The following is a 21492-nucleotide window of genomic DNA, read 5'->3' on the forward strand; positions in this document are numbered from 1 at the left end:
GCGCCCCTCGCATAAGCGACGGCGTCAAGCCATTGCGGCCAGAGGCGTGCGCACGAGATCAATATGATCTCGCAGTGCATATAAACTGCCTGCATAAACATCTGGCAATTGCAGAGGGTTTCGCGCGTCGATCAATCGGATCAAGTTCGTGTTCGGCTCGCCGAGGTCGATCTTCACTTCTTGAGCCTCCATCTCGCTCTCGATCAACGTCAATTGGAGTACCAGCCTGGATATTGCACGCGGGTGACCTCCATGCAGCAGCGCTCGGCGGCGGACCCGCCGCGCGCCGAGCGACGCCGGATTTCTTCTTACGACGGTTGAGGAACGATTCTGCTGCGCCTGAGCGCCGCTGCGATGGTCGGCGCAATAACGGCCAAAATGCACAGCGCCGTCAGCACCGCGCTGATCGGACGCGTGACGAAGATCGACAGCTCGCCGCCGCTGAGGAACAACGTCTCGCGCAGCGCCTTCTCGAAAATCGGGCCGATCACGAGCCCAAGAATCATCGGCGCGAGATCGAATCCGATCTGGCGCAACACCAAGCCCAAGATGCCAAAACCGACGAGGACGCAAAGATCCCAGTAGCTGTTGCGCACGGTGTAGACGCCGATGAAGCTGATCGCGAAGATGAAGGCGATGAGCGAGTATTGCGGCACGCGCAACAGGCGAACCCACATGCCGACCAACGGCAGGTTTAGCGCGAGCAGCGCGATGTTGCCGATATACATCGACGCGAGCAGACCCCATACCACGTCCGGATGCTGCGACAGCAGGAGCGGGCCCGGCTGGATCCCCTGGACGATCAGGGCGCCGAGCATCAGCGCCACGTTCGGCGTGAAGGGAATGCCGAGACTGAGAACCGGCACCAGCGCCGAGGTGGCGACCGCGTTGTTCGCAGCTTCCGGTCCTGCGAAGCCTTCGACCGCTCCCTTGCCGAACTCATGCTTGTGCTCGCCGGCGATGGCCTTTTCGACGCCGTAGGACGCAAAGGTCGACGTCAGCGAACCCGGGCCGGGCAACAGTCCGATCAGGAAGCCGATGCCCGATCCGCGCACGATTGCCGGCCAGGCGCGCGACCACTCGGCGCGCGTCGGGATCATGTCCCGCAGCCGCACCGTGTCGGCCCGCGGAAATCCCTCGTTCGACGCCAGCACATGGAACAGCTCGCTTAGTCCGTACAGGCCGAGTGCGACCGGAACGAGGTCGAAGCCGAGCGCCAGGCTGCCGGTGTTGAACGTGAAGCGGGTGTCCCCGCTCACGGCGTCGACGCCGATCGTCGCCAGCGCGACGCCGATCACCAGCATCAGCATGTTCTGCGTCGGATTGTTTCCGGTAATGCGCACCAGCGTCAGGCCGCCGAGCACCGCGAGAAGGCAGAATTCGGGCGACGAGAAACGCAGCGCGACATCCGCCAGCAAGGTGGTGAATAGGCTGAGGCCCACGATACTGATCGTGCCGGCGATGAACGATCCGACCGCGCAGATCATCAGCGCGGAGCCGGCGCGCCCCTTGCGCGCGAATTCGTAACCGTCGATCGTCGTGACGATGGATCCGCTTTCGCCGGGGATGCGCAGGAGGATCGCCGTTGTCGATCCGCCATACATCGCGCCGTAGTAGATGCCGGCCAGCATGATCAGGCCAGTCACGGCCGAGAAGTGGATGGTGATGGGCATCAGGATGGCCATCGCGCCGAGCACGCCGAGCCCCGGCAGCACGCCGGTGGCAGTGCCGACCAGCGCACCGAGCAACGCGGCCGCGACGTTGATGGGCTGGAGCGCGACGGCGAAGCCGCCGAGCGTGTTGCCGAGCAATTCCATGATCAGCCCCTCAGAACATCGGACACGAGCGAGCCGTAGGGCAGCGACACCTTCAGACCCCACGAAAACACCACCCAGAATGCCGCCGGTGTCGCGACGCTGAGGATCAGCGCGCTCTTCCAGGGCGAGCCGGCGAGGCGCGCCATCAGCAGAAGAAAGATCGCGGTTGTCAGGAAAATTCCGAAGAACGGCAAGGCGGCGATGAAGGTCACGCACAGCAGCAGCGTCGCCAGAACGCGCAGCGCCTCGCGCCCGCGCGGCCAGAGCCCGCTCTCCGGCGAAGCCTTCGGGATGCGCAGGGCCGAATAGGCACCGAACGCGACCCAGCAAATCCCCATCAGCAAGGGAATCGCGCCGACGCCCGTGCCCGGCGGATCGCCGAGCGGCAGCTGGCTGGCGTGATAGAGATAGAACAGTCCCGCCGCGGTAAGGATGACCGAGGCAAGCCGCGCTCCCGTCACCGGTGCCGAAGCATTCACTTCAATCGGAACTTCAGTGCCGACGACCGTCATCTGATCCATTGCGTCCTACTTTCCGCTCACGGAGGACGGGGCCGTGGCGTTGAAGACCTCCGTAAACTGACGGGTCATCTTGTCGCCATCGGTGAACTGCACCTGGATGTTCTGAGTCGCCAGCACCTTGATGAAGTCGGGATCGGAGACCGCCTGCTTCACCGCTTCGACGAGGACCTTCCGCTTGGCCTCGGGAATGCCTTTCGGCGCATAGACGACGTAGTCGCTGGTCGTGACGACGTCGTAGCCGAGCTCGTTGAAGGTCGGCACGTCCGGGTTCGAGCTCATCCGCTCGGGACCGAATACGGCCAGCGGCCGGGCCTTTCCGACCTCGACCTGCGCCTTCAATCCCGGCCAGGTCAGCGCCGCAAGCTCGGTGTTCTTGCCGAGGAAGGAGGCGACGCCATCGGCATCGCCGCTATAGGGCACGAACCTGACATTGATGTTCGCTTTCCTGGCGAACGCATCCCAGGTGTACTGATTGATGCCGCCGGCGATGCTCGCGACCTTGAGCTTGCCCGGATTGTCCCTGGCGAATTTCACCACGTCGTCGAGCGTCTTGAGCGGCGAGTCGGCCTGCACGACGACCGCATTGTAGACGATGCCGATGCCGCCCAGGATATCGTAGGTACTGGGATCACCCCAGGTCAGGCCCTTCACCGTATGCACGGCAATGGTCATCGGACTATTGGTCGCGACGCCGATCTGGTACCCGTCGGGCTGCGCCGTCACCACCGCGGTTACACCGCGAGTGCCGGCGCCGCCGGCGACGTTCTCGATCGCGACCGGCTGCTTGAGCGGCTTCTCGAGCGCGCGGCCCAACGCACGGGCGATCGCATCGGAGCCGCCGCCGGCACCATAATTAACAGTCAGAGTAACGGGCTTTGTTGGAAATGACTCGTCGGCGCCATAAGCGCAAGAACCGGCGAGAGAAAGACTGGCGAAGGCGATTACAACTAATTTGCGCATCGTGAGCGATCCCGTCGAGTAATCGAGCGACGATCCGAGGCCGGGCACATCCCGCTGTATCCCAGCTCCGAGCTTTTTTTCGCCCGGGGCGCGACGCTTCCCCAAAGATCATCCGTGACGACGCTATTTGGATGATTGCTCGTATGCAAGCACAAAACTTGTTCGCAAGCGCACAACTTGCAAGCAAGCACCGCACTGCGGTAAAACATCGCAGAAACACAGGTAACGCAGCATCGGAGCTCGCTGACGCTCGCGGCATCCGTTCGAAGGCGCAGGAACTCCATGACTACCGTTTCGAAGAAGACTTGCTCGACCGGAAAAGCACCGGAAGCCGAGGCGTCCTATGCATTGGATGACCAACCCGGCTTCCTGCTCCGCGTTGCGCTGCGAACGCATACGACCGTGTTCACGGCCAAGATGATCGACGGCCTCACGGCACCGCAATTCTCGACCCTGGCCAAACTCAAGGAGGTCGGGCCTTGCTCTCAGAACTATCTCGGCCGTCTCATTCACTATGACTCGGCGACGATCACCGGCGTGATCAACCGACTGAAAAGCCGCGGACTGATCGAGAGCATCGTCGATCCCCTCGATCGCCGCCGCGTCGCGATCGATCTGACCGAGAACGGCCGGCTTGTTGCCGATCGAGCCATTGCAGCGGTGAAGGAAGTTTCACGCGAAACATTCTTTCCGCTATCTCCTGCCGAACACGCGACGCTGACCGCTCTTCTCAAGAAGATCATTCTCAGGTAGGTCATCGATTCTGCCGACAGCAACTATAGGAGAACTGACGGTCTGATGACCGACCGAATCAGGCAGCTTTCTCTGGATGACCTGCAGACCCGTCTTTCGCGCAACCATATGGCACGCTGGATGAGCTTGAGCGTAGTCCCGGCAGCCACCGGCAAGTTCCGCTTGGCATCCCCGCAGCGAGATTAATTCATCTCCAATCCCGACCATCGTTCGCACATGGTGGCATCCTCGCCACGCTTCTCGATACGGCGGGATGATACGGGTCGCGACATTCCTCGGCCGGCCATCACAGACAGACGATATGCGTGGATTTCTTTGCGACCTCGCTTTGAGACCGGTATGAAAGGTCGAAGCCCAGTGCTGAATTTCGGACGCACCTGGCTACAGCAGATGCGTCAGTATTCGTCCTTTGGCGAACGAAAGTTCGGTTGCAAGCGGAACAAATCGCCGGACGCCGGCAGAAGATTCACACGCGCGATACCGAGGCAGCGTCTTTCGTAGCCGTTTCAGCCTCCGCATCAACCTCCGCCTTGAAGCCTCTGGCGGACAGATCCCGACCAAGGGTTTCGGGCAAGATCAGCGATGCGATGATGAAGACGGCCGCCGCAGGAAGCGCGACCGCCACCATGCCGTTGAGGAGGCTACCGCCGAGATGCGCGGCGGCCAAGGGTACGATCACCGGCGCAATACTGCCGAGCCCACGACCGCCCATATAGAAGGTCGACACCGCCGTTGCACGCAGATTGACCGGATAGAGTTCCGATATCCAGACACCGGTAACGCCGAGCGCGACATTCCCCATGCCGAAGGCGATATAGAGCCAGAACATCGGCCACTCGGTCTTCGACCCCGCGTAAAGCTGGCCTCCCCACATCGCCATTCCGACCAGAGATCCGACCCAGAACAGCGCGGGCACGATCGCGCCTGCTCGGCGACCGGCGCGGTCGTTGAACAATCCATTCGCGAGATAGCAGATTCCGCTCACGAATGAGAGCAACACGGCGGTTGTCCGGACAACATCTCCGGGCGTGTGCATGTCGCGCAACAGAAGCGTCGGGATGAAGGACACCACGCTGTAATAGCAAAGCATGTAGCTCATCAGCCAGATGAAGGCGACAATGGTCTGGCACATGAAGCCGTTTCGGAAGATGTCGGCAAGCGGCAGGGTGCGCGGCTTCGCAGCACCGCGGCTTGCTCGGCGCCCGGCATCGTATTCCTGCCAGATCTTGGATTCGGGCATGAAGAAGCGAATGAAGACGGTGAGAAGAATGGGAGCACCACCGGTGAGAAGACCGATGCGCCAGCTCCATTCGTCGCTGAAGGTGGCGATCAGCCAGATACCGACGATCGATGCGGCCGAAGATGCGATGACGGCGCAACCTTGTAGCGCGGCGGCGCCGAGGCCACGGCTGTTCTTCTTCCAGGCTTCGTTGAAAAGAACCATTCCGACGCCATATTCGCCGCCAAGACCGATTCCCGTGATCAGCCGGAGCACCGCAAGCGACCAGTAATCCCAGGCGAAGGCGGAGATCAGGGCGGCCACGGAAAACAGGAGGATGGTCAACTGCAACGACGTCTTCCTGCCGAACCGATCGCCGACGATGCCGAAGATCGCACCGCCGATCGCCGATCCGAACAAGGTCAGCGCCTGGAGCGAACCCACTTCGGTGAGCGACAGCGACATCGACCGCTGGATGGCCGGAAGCAGGAACGGAAAGATCAGCACATCGTAGAAATCGAGAATGTATCCCAGCATGGCCGAGATCATGATCGCGTAGCGCTGGCTCGCGGTGTAGTCATTCGACTGAGATATCGTTGCTGACATGGTCTTCGTTCGAAATTGAGAGGTGAAGTGCGCGGCATGGCCGGACCCGAGTTGTGGAGTCCGGCCATGGGCCTATTGTCCCTGGAGCTATCGGCCCGGTGCCCTCAGCTCGGGATAGGCGAACTCACCCTTGTCCAGGACGTGGATACCGTCGAGCCACAGGCTGCAGCCGCGCAGAGGAATATCGAGATGGCACGGCGTGTCGTTGGTGCCACCAAGTTCCGTATTGGGACCGGTCGAGAAGAGCACGTTACCGTAGAACGACAGCGCGTTCATGATGTGCTCCGACGACAGCTGCTGCGAAGCCGCGATATGATGCCAATGCGCACGCTCGTTGGAGCCCCAACCGATATGGGAGATCGCCCAACCGCGCGGATCGCCGAAGCTGTCGATATAGTTCTTGATCAGGATCGCATCGGTCCCGTCACCCCGGATATCGGTGATGTATCCCTCCTTCACCGTCAGCGTGACGGGCGATTGGATGTATCGCTTAAAGGCACAGAGGATATCGCCGGGCATGAGGACCACCGTGCCGTTCACCTCGCCGTCGGTCGCCTGCGTGAAAGCGAAGCCCGATGGGAAGTGGTCCCAGCGGCCCGGCTCGTCGGTGTATCCGTACTCCGAAATCACCGGATACTGCTTCAGGCCATAGGTCACGTCCGTGCCCCCCGGCGACGTGATCCGCATCTTGTTGGCTGACTGCAGCAGCTTGCGCGACAATTCGGTGCGGCGGCGAAGATCTTCGGTCGGGAACATCTTCTTGAGGATATGGAACGGCTCCATCACGCGCAGGATGCGCGCGCCGGCGTCCTGGATCTCGGTCTGCTCCCGGGAAAACAGCAGTCCCAGCAGATCGATCACCATATCCGCGCGCTTCAGCGTATCGATCGCCGGCTGGTTTCCGGTCAGCGCGTGGCGGCCCTGCTGGCCGGCAACCTTGCTCTGGCCGTATTTCGGAACGTTAAGATGGAAGGTCGTCGCGCCGAGCGCCTGCGCGGCCAACATGAAGGTCTGAGCATATTCGGGCTGGTCTTCGCCGCCACTGAGAACGACGACGACTTCACCTTTCTTGACCTTGCAGAGCTCGAGCTCGGCCTTGAACAGATCGAGCATTTCAACATCGACGCGTTGTCTAGACATTGTGAAAGACCTCCGGATAGAGACACATGGATTTGCAGTCCCCTAGAAGCGGGGCTGCGCGAGCAATTCCTGGACAATGGCGAGGAAGCCCTCGGTGTCGTCGATCTGCATTTGATGACCTGCGCCTTCTAGCCGCCGGATCGCGATCGATGGCAGAAGCCTGAGGATCTCGGCCTCATCCTCGGATCGAATGACGCCCCCACGCCCCGCAACGATCAGGGCGGTGGCGACGTCAAGATTTGCGAGGTCGAAATGAATGTCATCGTGATGAAAGCCCCTGTGGCTTTCGATCAACGCGCGCTCATCGCATGTATGCATCCACTCGGCCCGCATCCGAATATGCCGTTCGGGCCATTGCGGGGCATCCGATGCGCGAAGCGCCGTCTCGGCTTCGCCGCGCTGCGCGCTATGGAGCAATTTCAGGAGGGGCTCGACCGGGATCGGATAACGGCGGCGCCCAGGACCCGACACCGGCGGATCGATCATGATCAGCCGTTCGATGAACGACGAATGCCAGCGCGCTGCACGGATGCCGATGCGCGCGCCCATGGAATGACCCAGTATCGTATATGGCCCGATGCCGACCGCTTCGGCGAATGCGACGAGATCGGATGCGCAGGAATCGAGCGAATAGCTGAGATGTGGTCCGCTTTCGGAGAGACCGCGGCCGCGAACATCGAGGACATAGACGTCGCGCCCGGCACATAGGCGCTCGGCAATGAACGCCCATTGCGCCGCCGCGGTCGAAATTCCCGGGACGATGACCACCGCCGGCCCGCTGCCGCCGAATCTCAGATAATGCTGCCGGATGCCGTTGGCGCGCACATGGGCGCCATAAAGCAGACTGGTCGTCGATGCGTCTCTCACGTCGCGTTCTCCGACGGGAGCGCTCGGATCCGCTCGATCACCGCCTGTGTCGGCAGCACATCGGCATATTTGCTCGCGATATCGAACAGGTTGACCGCGTGAGACGTAGGCGACCGGTCGTAGACCGCATCGCTCGGCACCATGGATTTGAAATTAAGCGCGCACGCATCCACGACGGATGCACGCACGCATCCGCTGGTCGTACAGCCCGTTACGACGAGCGAGTCCACGCCGCCACCGATCAGATAGGTGGCGAGCGGCGTGCCGAAGAACGCACTGGCCTGGGTCTTCGGCAGCAGCAGCTCACCGGGTTCCGGAGCTGCTTCCCTGACGAAATCGTAGCCCTCAGGCGGAATCCGCATGATGCCCGGGATCTTTGCCGAGAACGCGCCGTGGTCATGGTCGATCTTTCGCGCGACGTGGGGGAAGATCACTGGCAGCTTTTCTTCCCGAAATATGCGCAACAGAGTCGATATATGCGCGACGGCTTCCCATCCCGCCTCGCCGCAGCTTGTAGGGTATTGCTTGATGGCTTCACGGATCGGCATCGGCCGGTTGCCGACCGATCGATACTGGACGTCGATCACGAGAAGTGCGGGCCGCCTGCCGAAACCGGCCGCGCCGCCCAAGCCGGCCATCGCATAGGTTTCCTGCTCTTCGAGCGGAATGACGTCGTCCCAGGGCTGTTTCGTGGTCATGCCTGCACTCCGGTGATCGCGACGTCAGTGAAGCGGAACGGTGGTCGCGTCGTACTGATAGATCCAGTCGTATCGCGCCGCCGTTGCCGAGGGCGCCCATTGCGTCTTGATGTAGTCGCCTGCCGTCGCGACCGAATTGAGCGCCGGATTATGGAAGACCGGCAGCATACCGGCCGCGGACTTCACGACCCTGCTGGTGCGGTCGAGCCGCAGGTCCTGATAGGTCCGGAAAGCCTTGGCCAGATCGTTCGGCTGGTCATCGAAGCAGCGCGCAAGAACCGAGGCATCCTCCAGCGCCATATTCACGCCCTGGCCGAGATAGGGCAGCATCGAATGACAGGCGTCGCCAAGCAGCGTGACGCGCCCCTTGGACCACGTCTCCAGTGACGGGCGAACGAACAGGCCCCATTTGTTGAGCGTGTCGACATTCCTGATCAGCTCGATGATGTCGGAATGCCAGCCCTGGAAATCGCCGAGACATTCTTTCACCGAACCCTTCTCCGACCATGACTCGAGCAGCCAGTCGGCACGATCGACCTGCCCGGAGAATGTCATCAATTGCGTATCCTGCCATTTCACCGGATAGGCGGTGACGTGCGCAGTCGGCCCGATCCAGGTGGAGACGACGTGCTCGCGCTGATGCGGCGCGAGACGCTCGACCGGCACCAGGCCGCGCCATGCGATGGCGTTCGTATATTCGCTCTCGATATTTCCAATCAGGCCGAGGCGGACCTTGGAGTGAGCGCCATCGGCCCCTATGAGCGCGTGTCCCTGGATTTCAGTGCCGTCGGCCAGCTTCGCCCGAACACCCTCGTCATCCTGGATGAACCCGACCACATGCGCATTGAGGTGGATCGCACTGGGCTTCAGGCGACGGACGCCTTCGACGAGGATCTTCAGCAGATGCGCGCGCAACAAGAGATAAGGCTGGTTCCCGGCAGCGTCGGAACTCCGGTCATAGAGCGGCCAGCTTTCACCATTGCTCCAGAGGCGAATGTCTCGGCGCTCGGCTGCGATACAGTTCTGCTCCACCTGCTCGGTCAGCGCGAGGTCTCTCAGAACCCGCACGCCATTCATCGAGATCCACAGTCCGGCGCCGACTTCACGCAGTTCGGATGACTGCTCGAGAATATCGCAATCGATGCCCCGGCGAAGCAGCGACAGCGCCATCGCAAGGCCGCCGATACCGGCGCCGGCGATCAGGACGCTCGACTTACTGACCTGTTCAATGCTCATGGTTTCTCCGAACGAAAGCGATGATTTCTCTTGATGGGTTAAGGGGCGCCTTCGGAGGCGTTCTCTGCGGCAAGGCTCTTCACAGTCTCAAAAATCTTGACGTATCCGGTGCAGCGGCAGAGATTGCCGTGCAGGTAATGACGGATCTCCTCGTCGGTCGGATGCGGCGTCGCTTTCAGCAGGGCCGTAACGGCCATGATGAAGCCCGGCGTGCAGAAACCGCATTGAAGGCCGCCGTGAAGCACGAAGGCCTTTTGAACGCGTGACAGGCCGACGGGAGGCGTAACGCCCTCGATCGTCGTCACCTCCCGCTGATCCACGTCGACAGCGAGGGTCGTGCAGCTCGAGATCGGTTCGCCGTCGAGCAGCATGGTGCAAGCACCGCAGACCTCCATGTCGCAGGAGCGCTTAGTCCCCTTCAGGCCAAGACGATCGCGAACGAGGTCGATCAGCAATGTGTGGACAGGCACTTCCAGCGCGACGACTTGGCCGTTCAGCGAGAACGAGATGGGCAGAACGTAGGTCACGGCAGGTTATCCCTTCGAGACACGGCCTCTTCGACGTTGCGCATCAGCAGGACGCCGGCAAGATGACGCTTGTAATCGGCTCCGCCGTGGCGATCCTGGTTGACGTCAAGCTCGCCCAATGCTGCATCGAGCACGACTTCGATGGCCGAGCGTACATCTGCGAGAGCGCATCCCAGGAGGACGTCCTCGACGGCCTTCAACGGCTGCGGCCGCGGACCAATCGCACCGACGCGCACACGCGCGGCCTTGATCGTGCTGTCGGCGTCCACCGACCAGGCCATCGCGACGTTTACCGAGGGACGCTCCCCATGCTTGAACCGTCGGTAGGTCACCGGCCCGGTCGGGCGCGGAAACACGATCTTCGTCAGAAGCTCGTCCGGCTCCCTCACCGTTTCGAGTTCACCGCGAATGAAATCGTCGGCGCAAACCGCGCGGGTTCCTTTGGGCCCCTGCAGCATGAGCCGCGCGTTCAATGCGGCCAGCATAGTCGGCGGATCCGCATGCGGTTCCCCGAAGCACAGATTGCCACCCACCGTGCCGACACTGCGCACCCTGACATTTGCGACATTCGCGCAAAGCGAGGACAGGGCCGGGACATGCTGACGGATGAGGGCATTCGCGGCGATGTTCTTGTGCGTGCACCGCGCGCCGACCTCGATCTCGTTCGCGTCGTTCAACGCGATAAGGTCGAGGCCGGGCAGCGCCTTGATGTCGACGAGCCGCTCCGTGTGGATGACGCGCATCTTCATGGCCAGCAGCAGCTCGGTCCCACCAGAATAGAACATGCCATCGCCCTCCTCACCGACCGCCGCAATGGCCTCGGTGATCGTGGTCGGCTTTTCGAATGCGAAGGGCGACGGCAGCATGGTTACGCCGCACCGAGCAAGCTTTTGAGCTTGGCCTCGAATTCTTCAAAATTCCGATCGACCCGGCGCCTGATGACTCCGAGGCCCATGGTCGCGAGACGCCCCTGGATGTCGACCTTTGCATCCACGGCGAGGGTGGATTCGGATCCGTCCGGTGTTACGTTGACGTCGAGAATGGCCGTCAGCCTGGTGCCCGTAAATTTGTCTCGCCCCATCGCGCGGATGCGGACATTCGATGGTTCGGTGACCGATTCGACCACAATATCGGCAGGCACTTCGACCTTGAACGGGCCGATCTTCTGCTTGACCGTCGCCTTATAGGTCGCGAGCCGCTCGATCTCCTCGACGTTCTCGCAGCCCGGAATGCAGGACGAGATGCTGGGAACGTCGATCAGCGCGTCCCACAGCTGCGCTGGCGTCGCCGGCACCACCATCGACATGTTGAATTCCATGCTTATTTCCTCTGCTGCAACGCGCGCCACACTTTTTCTGGCGTCATTGGAAGGTCGGTGATCCGAATGCCGTAGGTTGAGAACAGCGCATTCGCGATTGCCGGCGCGACCGGAAGGATCGCGCCCTCGCCCATTCCCTTCGCACCGCCGGGACCTGGTCCGTCGCCGTTTTCGACGAGGATGGTGTCGAACGCCGGAGGCACGTCGGAGATGCGCGGAATCGTGTAGTCGATCGGCGTCGCGTTGACCGGCTGGCCGTCCTCGAACTCCAGCTCTTCGTAAAGCGCATGCCCGAAGCCCATGGCAGCGGCGCCTTCGTCCTGCCCTTCGGCGGCGACGCGATTGATCGCACGTCCGATATCGGCTGCGCTCGCATATCGCGGCACTTTGATCTGACCGGTGTCTTCGTCGACAACGATTTCGACGAGGCCTGCAGAGGTCTCCCAAAACAGCGGCGACTCGGCCAGCGCACCGTTCTTCGATCGCGGCGTAATCGCGCCGCGACCGACGACCTCGCCGGAGTCGATCCCAAATGTGCGATGGAAGATCTGATGGAAGGTTAGAGTTTCAGGGCCCGTCGAGACGCCCCCCTCGACCAGCGACAGGGTTTCCTTGGGCACTTCCCAGACGTCGGCCACCATGTCGAAGATCTGATCGGCGGCATCGAGCGCCGCGCTCTCCACGGACAGACCGACAACGACGGTGGAGCGGCTCGCCCCTGTTCCCCAATCGTAGGGCGCGACCGCGGTGTCGGTGCGTAACGTGCTGACTGCGGAGAACGGCTGATTGAGCGTCTGCGCCGCGATCCGCGCCATCGTCGCGTGCGCCCCTTGGCCGACTTCGATGCTGGAGACGGACACCAGGATCGAGCCGTCGATTTTCAGACGAACGAGCGCGTTTGCGATGGGCGTATTGGCCGGATCGGTGGCGGCCACCGCAAGTCCGCGCGCGCGCCGGTTCGACCCCTGGGCCTCGAACACGGATGACTGGCTCACGCACGCGACCAGCTCGCTCATATCCATATCGAGCGGCCGCAGGTCTGGTCGCGTCCGTTCCCCGCGGCCGGCGAGATTGACCAGCCGGAATTCGGCCGGATCCATTCCGATGGCGGCGGCAACGTTGTCCATGTGGGATTCCTTGGCCCAAACCGCCTGCGGTCCGCCAATGGACCGAAAGGCCGCGCCAGGGACTGTGTTGGTGTAGACCGCCGACGCCTCGAGGCGCAGATTCGGCGTCACGTACGGTCCCATGATCCGGTTCGCCGATTTGGTCGCGACGGCCGAACCCGTATCGGAATAGGCACCGCCATCGAGCAACAGCTTGGCGCGCTTGGCGAGAATGCGCCCCTTTGAGTCCACCGCGGTACGGATCGTGATTTCAGCACCGAGCCGCCGGCACGTCAGCATCGATTCGGATATCGATTGGGCAACGCGAACCGGGCGCTGCACCTTCCATGATGCTGCCGCGACCAAAGGCTCGATTTTCACGGAAGCCTTGCCGCCGAAGCCACCGCCCACGAACGGCACGATGATGCGAACCCTGGCTATTTGCAGGCCGAAAAGGCGCGACAGGACCTTCTGAACCGCGGTCGGCGTCTGCGCGCCCGTCCAAACCGTCAACGCGTCGCCCCGGAAATCCGCGATGACCGCGTGCGGCTCCATGGCAAAGTGAGAGATCGCGGGAAAGGTGAAGTGATCTTCATGGACATAGGCGGCAGTCGCTTCGGCGGCGTCGACATCACCGACATTGTTCCGATAGGTGTGGAAGACATTGCTGCCCTGGGTCGGCCGGGCACCGCCCTTGAAGTAAAAATCCTCAAGATTTTCGTGGTGCTCATGGATTAGCGGCGCGCCTTCGGCCATCGCCTCTTGAATCGTCGTGGCGCGCGGCAGCTCGTCATATTCGACATCCACCAATTCTGCGGCGTTTTCCGCGATCTCGACCGTCTCGGCGATGACGATAGCCACCGGTTCGCCGACATAGCGCACACGCTCGACAGCGATGATCGGCCGATCCTTCAGCACCAGGCCCCAACGGCCGAACGCGGCCACATCCTCGCCGACAAGCACATCAACGACCCCGTCGACCGATTTGGCGGCAGCCGTGTCGATCGAGACGATGCGCGCATGGACGGCAGGCGATCGCACGACGAAACCATGCAGCATTCCCGGAACAACGAGGTCCGTAATGTACTCGGCACGCCCTGTGACCTTCTCGATCAGGTCGGGGCGAACGGAATCCATGCTGTCTGTGGCGTGAGACATCCCGCGGCCCCGCATCGCTTCTGTGAAACTATCGCCACCACCGTTAGGCCAATTACCACTTGTATGCAAGCGCTATGCTTGTACACGACCGATGAATTTGTAATCAACGATCGGCCGGGATCGGGGATCAGGAGGGCAATAATCTGCGGCAGGACGTCAGCAACCGGCGATTTCGAAATTTTGTGCGCAAAAGCCGCCATACCGGCACGACAAGAAGAAATCCGTCGGACGGCTGTCGATGCCGTCCGGGCCGGGACCGCCGCCAGATGCCGAACGGGGATGGATTCTGGAATTGGGGGAATGTAGACAATAAACCGGTGCCGCAAGCTCTCGGCGCCGGTCGTCATTTCGCTAAACGAGCCCACGGCGTCGTGCCGTTGAGGGAAGAAAGTCTTGCCATCAAAAACAAAGGCGCGTTCTGCGGAAAGCTCGAAGCAAGCCCAACCATATACGCTGGATGACGCACCAGGCTTCCTTTTGCGTGTCGCGCTCCAGACGCATACGTCGATCTTCACCACGAAGATGATCGAAGGGCTGACGGCTCCGCAGTTTTCGACCCTTGCGAAGTTGCGCGAGGTCGGACCTTGCTCGCAAAATCACCTTGGGCGTTTGATCTACTATGATTCCGCCACGATTACCGGTGTCATCACGCGTCTCAAAGCCCGCGGCCTGATCACGAGCTACAAAGATCCGCTGGATCCGCGACGACGGGAAATCGACCTGACCGAGAAAGGCCGGCGAATAGCCGATGCCGCGATCGAGACCGTCGGAGAGATTTCCAGTGAGACATTCTCCCCACTAAGCCAGCAAGAGTTTCGAACGCTTGCGGAAATACTGAAGAAGGTCATTCGCCGGTGAGAGACGATTGAGGCATGACGATACTGCAAGCTGTCGCATGCATCCGTCCGCGCAACGAAAAAGGGCCCGGCAATGTCAGCCGGGCCAGGGGGAGGAGCGGAAGACATCATCTTTCGTCACGCGAAGACGCCAACCCCGATTGAACGCTCTGCAAACGGGGTCCGCAATCAAAGTATCATCGATCGCAAGCCGCATTTTGTGCCGAAGTAAATCGCACCATCCACTTTCATCGGCACTATCTATCGCGTCATGATCGCGAGCATCGCTCCCGAGCCTGCCCGGCGTCCCCGGAGCATCGGCCAGCGTCCTGCGCGGCATGCCGAGTCGGCGTTGCATCGCTTCATGATGCACATTTTGTCGCAGATTGCGGTGCGGAGGATGCGAGTTTTTCGTGGCAATGATGGGAGAGCCCGCTATTCTTCGCAAACTCGACGCCAGCCTGCCTCGGCCGGTGGCGCAGTCGCCCTAGCCTCCAAGAGTGGATGGGATGCCTTCTTCATTCCCCCCCGAGACGGGCCATGGCTTGGCCCGAATGGATGTACCGGAGCTCCGGATCAATTACACTCCGGTCGATCCGGATCAGTTCGACCGCCCCATCAATTCCTTCTGCATCGAGACGGGCGAGGAAAATGACGAGCTTCCGTTGCATTCGCACCGGAAAGGACAACTGGTCGTCGCCTCGCACGGATCGGTGATGTGCCGGGCACCGGGCGGGCTGTGGATCGTTCCTCCGCAAGGCGCCGTATGGATACCCGCCGGTATCCTGCACAGCAACTGCATCTCGGACTACGGGAAGGTATTCGTCGTCTTCATCGATCCTAAGGCGAGCAATCTCCCGACGACCTGCTGCACCTTTACGATCTCGTCGCTCGTTCGCGAGCTGATACATCGGCTATCGGCTTTTCCGCCTCTGTACCCCGTTGAAGGTCCCACCAGCCGTCTCGGACGCGTCCTGCTCGATGAACTCGTGCAGATGTCCACCGAACAGATGTATCTGCCGATCTCACCAGATAGTCGGCTTCAGCACCTTGCCGCATCGCTTCTCAACGATCCCAGTGACCGTAGCACCATCGAGGAATTGGCGGCTCGTTACGCGATGAGTGAGCGAACCTTCGCGCGATTGGTGCTGAAGGAAACTGGGATGACATATGGGCGCTGGCGGCAGCGCCTGCATGTTCTGGTCGCGTTGCAGCGGCTGTCGGCAGGCGCGACCGTCCAGACGGTGTCCGTCGATCTCGGCTATGAGGCACCGAGCGCCTTCATCACGATGTTCAAGAAGATGATGGGTAAGAGTCCGCGCCGCTTCCTCGCCGAACGCGCCAGCATCACCAGTCGTGAAGATTTTGCCTGACGTGGCAAACGGATATAGCGCCCCCGAGGACATCACTCTCGGTCACAAGGTCGCGTTGCTACCTGGCGCTGAAGGGAACCAGTGGATATTGAAGCAAGGCCTCGGCTTCGGCTTTCGGCGCCACAACCCGCGGCATTCCCTTCTGCGCCTGCAGCATTGACACTGCGCAATTGATGTTCTGGCCGCTTGCGTCGAACTTGATGTTGCCGGTCGCCATGAGGATCGGCTTCATGTCTGACGCCTTGAGGGCGGCATGAATGGGCGTCGATTCCGACGCCCCCGCACGGCTCACAGCGTCGCCAACAATCTGCACGGCCTCGAACGCACAGGCGGCGTTTCCATCGAGCCATTCATTCGGATAGTCCGCGGCGAACTTCTTCAGGATGTTCTCCGTATCCGGAGCCTTCGGATTGTACCAGATTGCCGACTGGATGGCGCCGTCCGCATATTTGCCCAGCGCGTCGTAATACGCCTTGTCGACCACGCCGTTTGAATTCGCCGAATAGATCATCTTCGGATCCCATCCCTGCTTGACGCATTCCCGTGTAATCATGATCGCGTCGTTGACGCGCGTAATCGGGACAAGGGCGTCGGCGCCGGAGGCCTTCGCCTTCGCCACCTCCACCGAAAGATCCTTCGCCTTTTCGTCATACGGTATGTATTCCGTGATCTTCAACGGAACATCGACTTCCGCCCAGGCCTGCTTGATGCTTGCGGCGGTCGACTGGCCCATAGTGTTGTTCAGATGCAGGATAGCTGCGCTGGTCGGCGCATCTTTCAGCGTCGGCAGCAGCGCCTTGAAATCGATCAGGGACTGCCGAACGATCGTCAGTGACGTCGGATAATATCTGAAGACCTGTGTAAATCCTTGTGACGTCACCTGGGTCGCGCTCGCGATATGAACGACCATCGGAACGCGCGCGGCTTCCGCCGCCTGGAGCGCCGATATCGTGGCGCCGGAATCCCATGCACCGATCAGGACCGTACATCCCTGTCGGATGAGATTTTCTGCCGCAATCCGCCCGTTCTCCGGCTTGCTTTGGGTATCCGCGTGGACGACCTCGACATCGAGCCCGTATTTTTCCTTGGCGAATTTGACACCGAGGTTAATGCCGCGAACGCAAGCCTGCCCCGGAAATGCCAATATGCCGCTACTCGGCATCATGGCGCCGATCTTTACCTTCGTCGGCACCGCCGCCCTTAACGATCTCGTCAGAAGACCGGCAGCAACCCCTACTCCGGTGCCGAGCACCGCACGACGCGATACAACAGTCTGAATACGACCCTTCATATGACTATCCTTCGGACTTGCTACGTTGAAATCGATTTCACGGATCAGGGTTGCGCTCCCATCTCGGCCTTGATCAGATTCTCCTCGCTCTCATCATAGAGCGTGTCGATCAGCGGCCTATATCGCTCGAGCAACTGCTTTCGCCGTTTCTTCCGCGTCGGCGTCATGACGCCGTTCTCCGGGGAGAGTTCTTCCGGAAGGATCCTGAACGCCTTGATCTGCTCTGCCCTGGCCAGTCGACTGTTAGCCTTGGCGACCTCGGCCTCGATCAGGCGGACGACGATCTCGGACTCTGCCAGATCGGAATATCTTGTGATCGGCAACTCCCGCGATTTCGCCCAATCCATCGTTGCGGTCGCATCGACCTCGATCAACGCAGTCAGGTATTTGCGGCCTTCGCCGATGACCGCCGCTTCGGAAATGTACGGGCTGTGACGGATTTCGTTCTCGATCTGAGTCGGACTGACGGACTTTCCGTTGGAGGTATTGATGATCTCCTTCTTGCGATCGATCAGCTTGAACAGGCCGGTTGGCCCGATCTCGACGATGTCGCCAGTATAGAGCCAGCCGTCGCGCAGCGCTGACTTGGTCTCTTCGAGCTTGTTCCAGTAACCGACGAACAGGCCCGGACCGCGCACGATCATTTCGCCATCTTCGAGAACCGCCGTCTCCCACGCGGGATCATGGAGCGGCACTCCGACATTGCCGGCTTCCGGCCATTCCGCCATCTGGACCAGATTGGCGCCGACCAGCTCGGTCTGACCGTAGCACTCCTTCAAATGCAGGCCCCACAACTGCCACAGCGACATCAGCTCGGATGGCATCGCCGCCGAAGACGTGAATGCGACCTTGAGCTGATCGAAGCCGACTTCGGCGAGCAGCGGAAGGAAGATCTGCTCCTGGCAGACCTCGAACAGCTCCGAGACAAATGGATCCGGCGCGCTGCCGGCCCGCCGATTGTCGAGCGCCTTGCGGGCGATCTTCATCGCGAACTGATAGTCCTGCTTCTGCTTGGTCGTTCCCGCATGCGCCCTGCTGAGGATTTGCGCGGCAAACCGCTGATAAAAGCGAGGCGGGGCCATGAAATAGGTCGGCCGGACCTCCTTGATCGTCTGGGCGAAGTCGGCCGTGCTCTCACCGAAATACGGCATGATGTTGAGGATCAGCGGCAATGTCGTCGCCTGCGCGCGGGCTACGGTATGCGACATTGGCAGGTGGACGACCACGCGATGGGCATCGGCGCGCATGCCGGGTCCGAACGTCGTAACGCAATGTGCGCCTGCCAGGATCGACAGATGCGTCAGCATGGCGCCTTTCGGATTTCCCGTGGTCCCGGACGTGTATCCGATGCTGACGACGTCACTGGACTTCGCCATCGTACCCTGTTTACGCAGGAACCTGCCCGCATCGGCGGCGATCGTCCCGCAAAACCCGTCCAGCGCGACGACGTTATCCGGCACAGCATCGCCTGCCCAATCCGGATCCAGCACGATGATCGTCTTCAGGCCGCTCGACTGGCCAGACCCGAGAATCACGTGAAGCTGTTCCTCGCTCCCGGCGAAGGCGAACGTCGCGCCGGAGTCCTTGAGGCAGTATGCGACCTCCTCCGGCGACGACGTGAAATAGACGCCGACCATTACGCCGCCAGCGCACATGGTCGCCATGTCGGCGATCAACCATTCCTGCGATGCATCACCCATGATCGCGACCCGGTCGCCGCGCCCCAGACCAGCCCGTTGCAGCGCACTCGCCAGGTTTGCCACCCTTTGCGCGTAGTCCTTCCATGTCACTGCCATCCATTCGCCATGACGCTTCCGTTGATACGCGACGGCATCAGGCCGATCCGCCAGTCGCGCGTTGAAAAGCTGCGGAACGGTGACTTCGGCAAGCTCGGCTCCGGAGGTGATGGCATCGACATTCATGTCATCTCTCCGCGAAGCGCTTCCGCTTCTCAGCGAAGGCGGCGACGGCCTCGCGGCGCTCGGGCAGCGCGAAGGTCAGCATCTCCAGCGCGCCCGAGGTGTCGAGCACCAGATGCGCGTACTGCTTGATGATCTTGTTGACGCTGTACTTCGTCCAGATGATCGACTCCCGAGGGCCGCTCGCAAGCATCTCGGCGTACTCGATCGCCGCATCCTTGACATCCCTGCCCGAAACGACCTCGTTGATCATGCCCATGGCGGCGGCCTTCTCGGCGGAGATAAACTCTCCGGTCATCAGGTAGTGCTTCGCACGCACCGGCCCCATCAGCAGCGGCCAGATCACCGCGCCGCCATCACCCGCAACCACGCCGGCCGTCACATGCGTATCGGCAAAACGCGCGGTCGGGCTCGCCAAGATGACATCGCAGAACAGGGCAAGCGTCGCCCCGAGCCCGACCGCAACACCATTGACCGCCGCCACGACCGGCACCTCGACCTCGAGCATATTGCGCACCAGATGGCGTCCGCTCCTGGTCGGCGACGGCAACGGGCCCTTGTCCAGCGACTTCTGATCGCCACCCGAGCAGAAGCCACGGCCCGCTCCGGTCAGCACGATCGCGCGAACCTCCTTGTCGTGATCCAGGTCGACGAAAATCCGCTCGAGCTCCTCGTGCATGTCCCAGTTGATGGCGTTCAGGACCTCCGGCCGGTTCATCGTGACAACGGCAACGCCGCTGACGCGCTTCTCGACGATGAGATATTTGTAGATATGCTGTGACATCGTTCTCTCCATCCTGTGTTTCCTTGGGCTTATTTCTGGGGTCGCATAGCCCGGATTTGCGCAAGAATGTCTTCCGTCGGCCGCACGACGTTATTCCTGTCGTTGAAGTGCGGGATGACGTAGCGGCCGCACATCTCGATCGCTTCCATGATCTTCTCGTGGTTCACGGAATCGAGGTGAAGCAACACCTCGTCGATTCCCAGCGCCTGGAATTTCTCGAGCTGGCGAATAACGGTATCTGGACTGCCGCAGACGGTTGTCGCCGAGTGGTTCAGAAGATAATCCCAGTCTCTTCCGGCGCGCTCCATGGCCGGCACACTCTCGCTCATGTAGGCATAGTCATCGGCGAGCTTCGCCAGACGAGGATAGGCGTCGGTGGAAATTCTCGCGTAGTGCATCAAGGGCTCGGCGTAATCGTCCTTCGCTTTCTGGTCCGTCGAGCCGATGCCGAAGAACAGCGGAATGCCGGCACGAGGGCGCTCTAGCGGACCGTCTTCGTCGCGTTTCCACGCCTTGCGATAGGCGCTCAGCATCTGTTGCTGGACTTCCCAGCCCTGATAGATCGTGGCGCTCATCAGGGCCAGACCTTCGGATCCCGCCCAGCCATGGCTCCGCTCGCTGGTCGCAGCGATGCCTATAACCGGATGCGGCTTCTGTAGCGGCTTCGGCACCAGCATGCGCGGCGGGATCTGGTAATATTTGCCCTCGAAGGTGAAGATGTCCTCGCGCATCGATTTCTTGAGAAGTGCGATGCCTTCTTCCATCTGGGCGAGCGTCTCGCTCGGATCGACATTGAAGGCGCGCATCGCGATGGTCGTGTTCGCCCGGCCGCCATAAAACTCCATGCGGCCATGAGAGAGAATGTCGGTGACGGCGAGCCGTTCTGCGGAGCGCAGCGCGTGATTGATCCGCTGCGGCATGAGAGTAACCGCCGACCGCAATTTCACGCGCGAGGTGACAGCAGCCAGGTAGCCGAACACCACTTCGGGCGCCGAGCTCGAAATGCCGCCCAATGCCACATGCTGTTCGGAAAGCGCGACGCTGTCGAAACCGACGCTCTCGGCGAGACGCACTTCGTCGACCAACTCATGAAGACGGCGCGCGTAGCTTTGTCCGACCTGGGTTTCCTGCTCCGACCAAAACCCAAACTTGAGTGCCATTTTTCAAAATCCTTCAGGGAGTTCGAGGTTGGCACAGTGTTTCACACGGACGACGATATTTTCATTCGAAAGCTGTCCGAGCGGACATGAACTTCCGAACATTATGCTGCACGGATCAAATTGAATTCGACGCGAAAGCAACGCATCAATCTTCCCACACTTGCATTGCCGGCAGTCTGCCATCACACGCACCATCGACAATT

The 21492-nt window shown here is 61.1% G+C and carries 20 protein-coding genes; 3 read left to right on the forward strand and 17 right to left on the reverse strand.

Features of this window, described 5'->3' with window-relative positions:
- Nucleotides 1-24: 24 nt before the first annotated feature.
- The 4 genes from QA639_RS37400 to QA639_RS37415 form a co-directional block, all read right to left on the reverse strand.
- A complete protein-coding gene (locus QA639_RS37400; protein WP_283088626.1) occupies nucleotides 25-213 on the reverse strand; it encodes a hypothetical protein in 189 nt (62 codons plus the stop codon).
- 95 nt (nucleotides 214-308) lie between these two features.
- Nucleotides 309-1817 carry a tripartite tricarboxylate transporter permease gene (locus QA639_RS37405; RefSeq protein WP_283088627.1) on the reverse strand — a complete coding sequence of 503 codons (1509 nt, stop codon included), beginning with the start codon at nucleotides 1815-1817 and terminating at the stop codon, nucleotides 309-311.
- Nucleotides 1818-1819: 2 nt separating this feature from the next.
- Entirely contained in the window at nucleotides 1820-2338 is a 519-nt protein-coding gene (locus QA639_RS37410) for a tripartite tricarboxylate transporter TctB family protein (RefSeq protein ID WP_028337520.1), read from the reverse strand.
- 6 nt (nucleotides 2339-2344) lie between these two features.
- On the reverse strand, nucleotides 2345-3298 hold the full coding sequence (locus QA639_RS37415) for a Bug family tripartite tricarboxylate transporter substrate binding protein (protein ID WP_283088628.1): 954 nt from the start codon (nucleotides 3296-3298) through the stop codon (nucleotides 2345-2347).
- A 402-nt stretch (nucleotides 3299-3700) separates the two neighbouring features.
- Between QA639_RS37415 and QA639_RS37420 the strand changes: the two genes are divergently transcribed.
- Entirely contained in the window at nucleotides 3701-4051 is a 351-nt protein-coding gene (locus QA639_RS37420) for a MarR family winged helix-turn-helix transcriptional regulator (RefSeq protein ID WP_283088629.1), read from the forward strand.
- 466 nt (nucleotides 4052-4517) lie between these two features.
- On the opposite strand, the gene QA639_RS37425 is transcribed toward QA639_RS37420, so the two are convergent.
- The 9 genes from QA639_RS37425 to QA639_RS37465 all read right to left on the reverse strand — a co-directional run bounded on the left by QA639_RS37425 (nucleotide 4518) and on the right by QA639_RS37465 (nucleotide 13926).
- Nucleotides 4518-5819, reverse strand: a complete 1302-nt coding sequence (locus QA639_RS37425; protein WP_080667302.1) for an MFS transporter — start codon at nucleotides 5817-5819, stop codon at nucleotides 4518-4520.
- Between the two features lie 144 nt (nucleotides 5820-5963).
- Nucleotides 5964-7016, reverse strand: coding sequence for a 2,5-dihydroxypyridine 5,6-dioxygenase NicX family protein (locus QA639_RS37430; RefSeq protein ID WP_028337516.1), 1053 nt, complete (start codon nucleotides 7014-7016; stop codon nucleotides 5964-5966).
- Between the two features lie 42 nt (nucleotides 7017-7058).
- Nucleotides 7059-7883 carry an alpha/beta fold hydrolase gene (locus tag QA639_RS37435; protein ID WP_283088630.1) on the reverse strand — a complete coding sequence of 275 codons (825 nt, stop codon included), beginning with the start codon at nucleotides 7881-7883 and terminating at the stop codon, nucleotides 7059-7061.
- Nucleotides 7880-8581, reverse strand: a complete 702-nt coding sequence (locus QA639_RS37440; protein WP_028337514.1) for an isochorismatase family protein — start codon at nucleotides 8579-8581, stop codon at nucleotides 7880-7882. The genes QA639_RS37435 and QA639_RS37440 overlap by 4 nt, the downstream gene beginning before the upstream one ends.
- Nucleotides 8582-8605: 24 nt before the next feature.
- Nucleotides 8606-9817: an FAD-dependent monooxygenase gene (locus QA639_RS37445; protein WP_080667298.1), complete on the reverse strand. Its 1212-nt coding sequence runs from the start codon at nucleotides 9815-9817 to the stop codon at nucleotides 8606-8608.
- A gap of 38 nt (nucleotides 9818-9855) precedes the next feature.
- Nucleotides 9856-10344, reverse strand: coding sequence for a (2Fe-2S)-binding protein (locus tag QA639_RS37450; protein ID WP_283088631.1), 489 nt, complete (start codon nucleotides 10342-10344; stop codon nucleotides 9856-9858).
- Nucleotides 10341-11210 carry an FAD binding domain-containing protein gene (locus tag QA639_RS37455; RefSeq protein ID WP_283088632.1) on the reverse strand — a complete coding sequence of 290 codons (870 nt, stop codon included), beginning with the start codon at nucleotides 11208-11210 and terminating at the stop codon, nucleotides 10341-10343. The genes QA639_RS37450 and QA639_RS37455 overlap by 4 nt, the downstream gene beginning before the upstream one ends.
- A 2-nt stretch (nucleotides 11211-11212) precedes the next feature.
- Nucleotides 11213-11644 carry an SRPBCC family protein gene (locus QA639_RS37460; protein ID WP_283088633.1) on the reverse strand — a complete coding sequence of 144 codons (432 nt, stop codon included), beginning with the start codon at nucleotides 11642-11644 and terminating at the stop codon, nucleotides 11213-11215.
- A gap of 20 nt (nucleotides 11645-11664) precedes the next feature.
- Nucleotides 11665-13926: a xanthine dehydrogenase family protein molybdopterin-binding subunit gene (locus QA639_RS37465; protein WP_283088634.1), complete on the reverse strand. Its 2262-nt coding sequence runs from the start codon at nucleotides 13924-13926 to the stop codon at nucleotides 11665-11667.
- Nucleotides 13927-14319: 393 nt separating this feature from the next.
- Between QA639_RS37465 and QA639_RS37470 the strand changes: the two genes are divergently transcribed.
- Entirely contained in the window at nucleotides 14320-14784 is a 465-nt protein-coding gene (locus QA639_RS37470; RefSeq protein ID WP_028337508.1) for a MarR family winged helix-turn-helix transcriptional regulator, read from the forward strand.
- Between the two features lie 532 nt (nucleotides 14785-15316).
- On the forward strand, nucleotides 15317-16135 hold the full coding sequence (locus tag QA639_RS37475) for an AraC family transcriptional regulator (protein ID WP_283088635.1): 819 nt from the start codon (nucleotides 15317-15319) through the stop codon (nucleotides 16133-16135).
- A gap of 58 nt (nucleotides 16136-16193) precedes the next feature.
- On the opposite strand, the gene QA639_RS37480 is transcribed toward QA639_RS37475, so the two are convergent.
- From QA639_RS37480 to QA639_RS37495, 4 genes are all read right to left on the reverse strand, one after another.
- Nucleotides 16194-17327 (reverse strand): ABC transporter substrate-binding protein, encoded by a 1134-nt coding sequence (locus tag QA639_RS37480; RefSeq protein WP_283088636.1) that lies wholly within the window; start codon nucleotides 17325-17327, stop codon nucleotides 16194-16196.
- A gap of 143 nt (nucleotides 17328-17470) precedes the next feature.
- Nucleotides 17471-19348, reverse strand: a complete 1878-nt coding sequence (locus QA639_RS37485) for an AMP-dependent synthetase/ligase (protein ID WP_283088637.1) — start codon at nucleotides 19346-19348, stop codon at nucleotides 17471-17473.
- Between the two features lies 1 nt (nucleotide 19349).
- A complete protein-coding gene (locus tag QA639_RS37490; RefSeq protein ID WP_283088638.1) occupies nucleotides 19350-20129 on the reverse strand; it encodes an enoyl-CoA hydratase/isomerase family protein in 780 nt (259 codons plus the stop codon).
- Nucleotides 20130-20158: 29 nt separating this feature from the next.
- Nucleotides 20159-21289 (reverse strand): LLM class flavin-dependent oxidoreductase, encoded by a 1131-nt coding sequence (locus QA639_RS37495; RefSeq protein WP_028337503.1) that lies wholly within the window; start codon nucleotides 21287-21289, stop codon nucleotides 20159-20161.
- Nucleotides 21290-21492: the final 203 nt, after the last annotated feature.

It is taken from the genome of Bradyrhizobium pachyrhizi (genome assembly GCF_029714545.1).
Classification (GTDB): domain Bacteria; phylum Pseudomonadota; class Alphaproteobacteria; order Rhizobiales; family Xanthobacteraceae; genus Bradyrhizobium; species Bradyrhizobium pachyrhizi.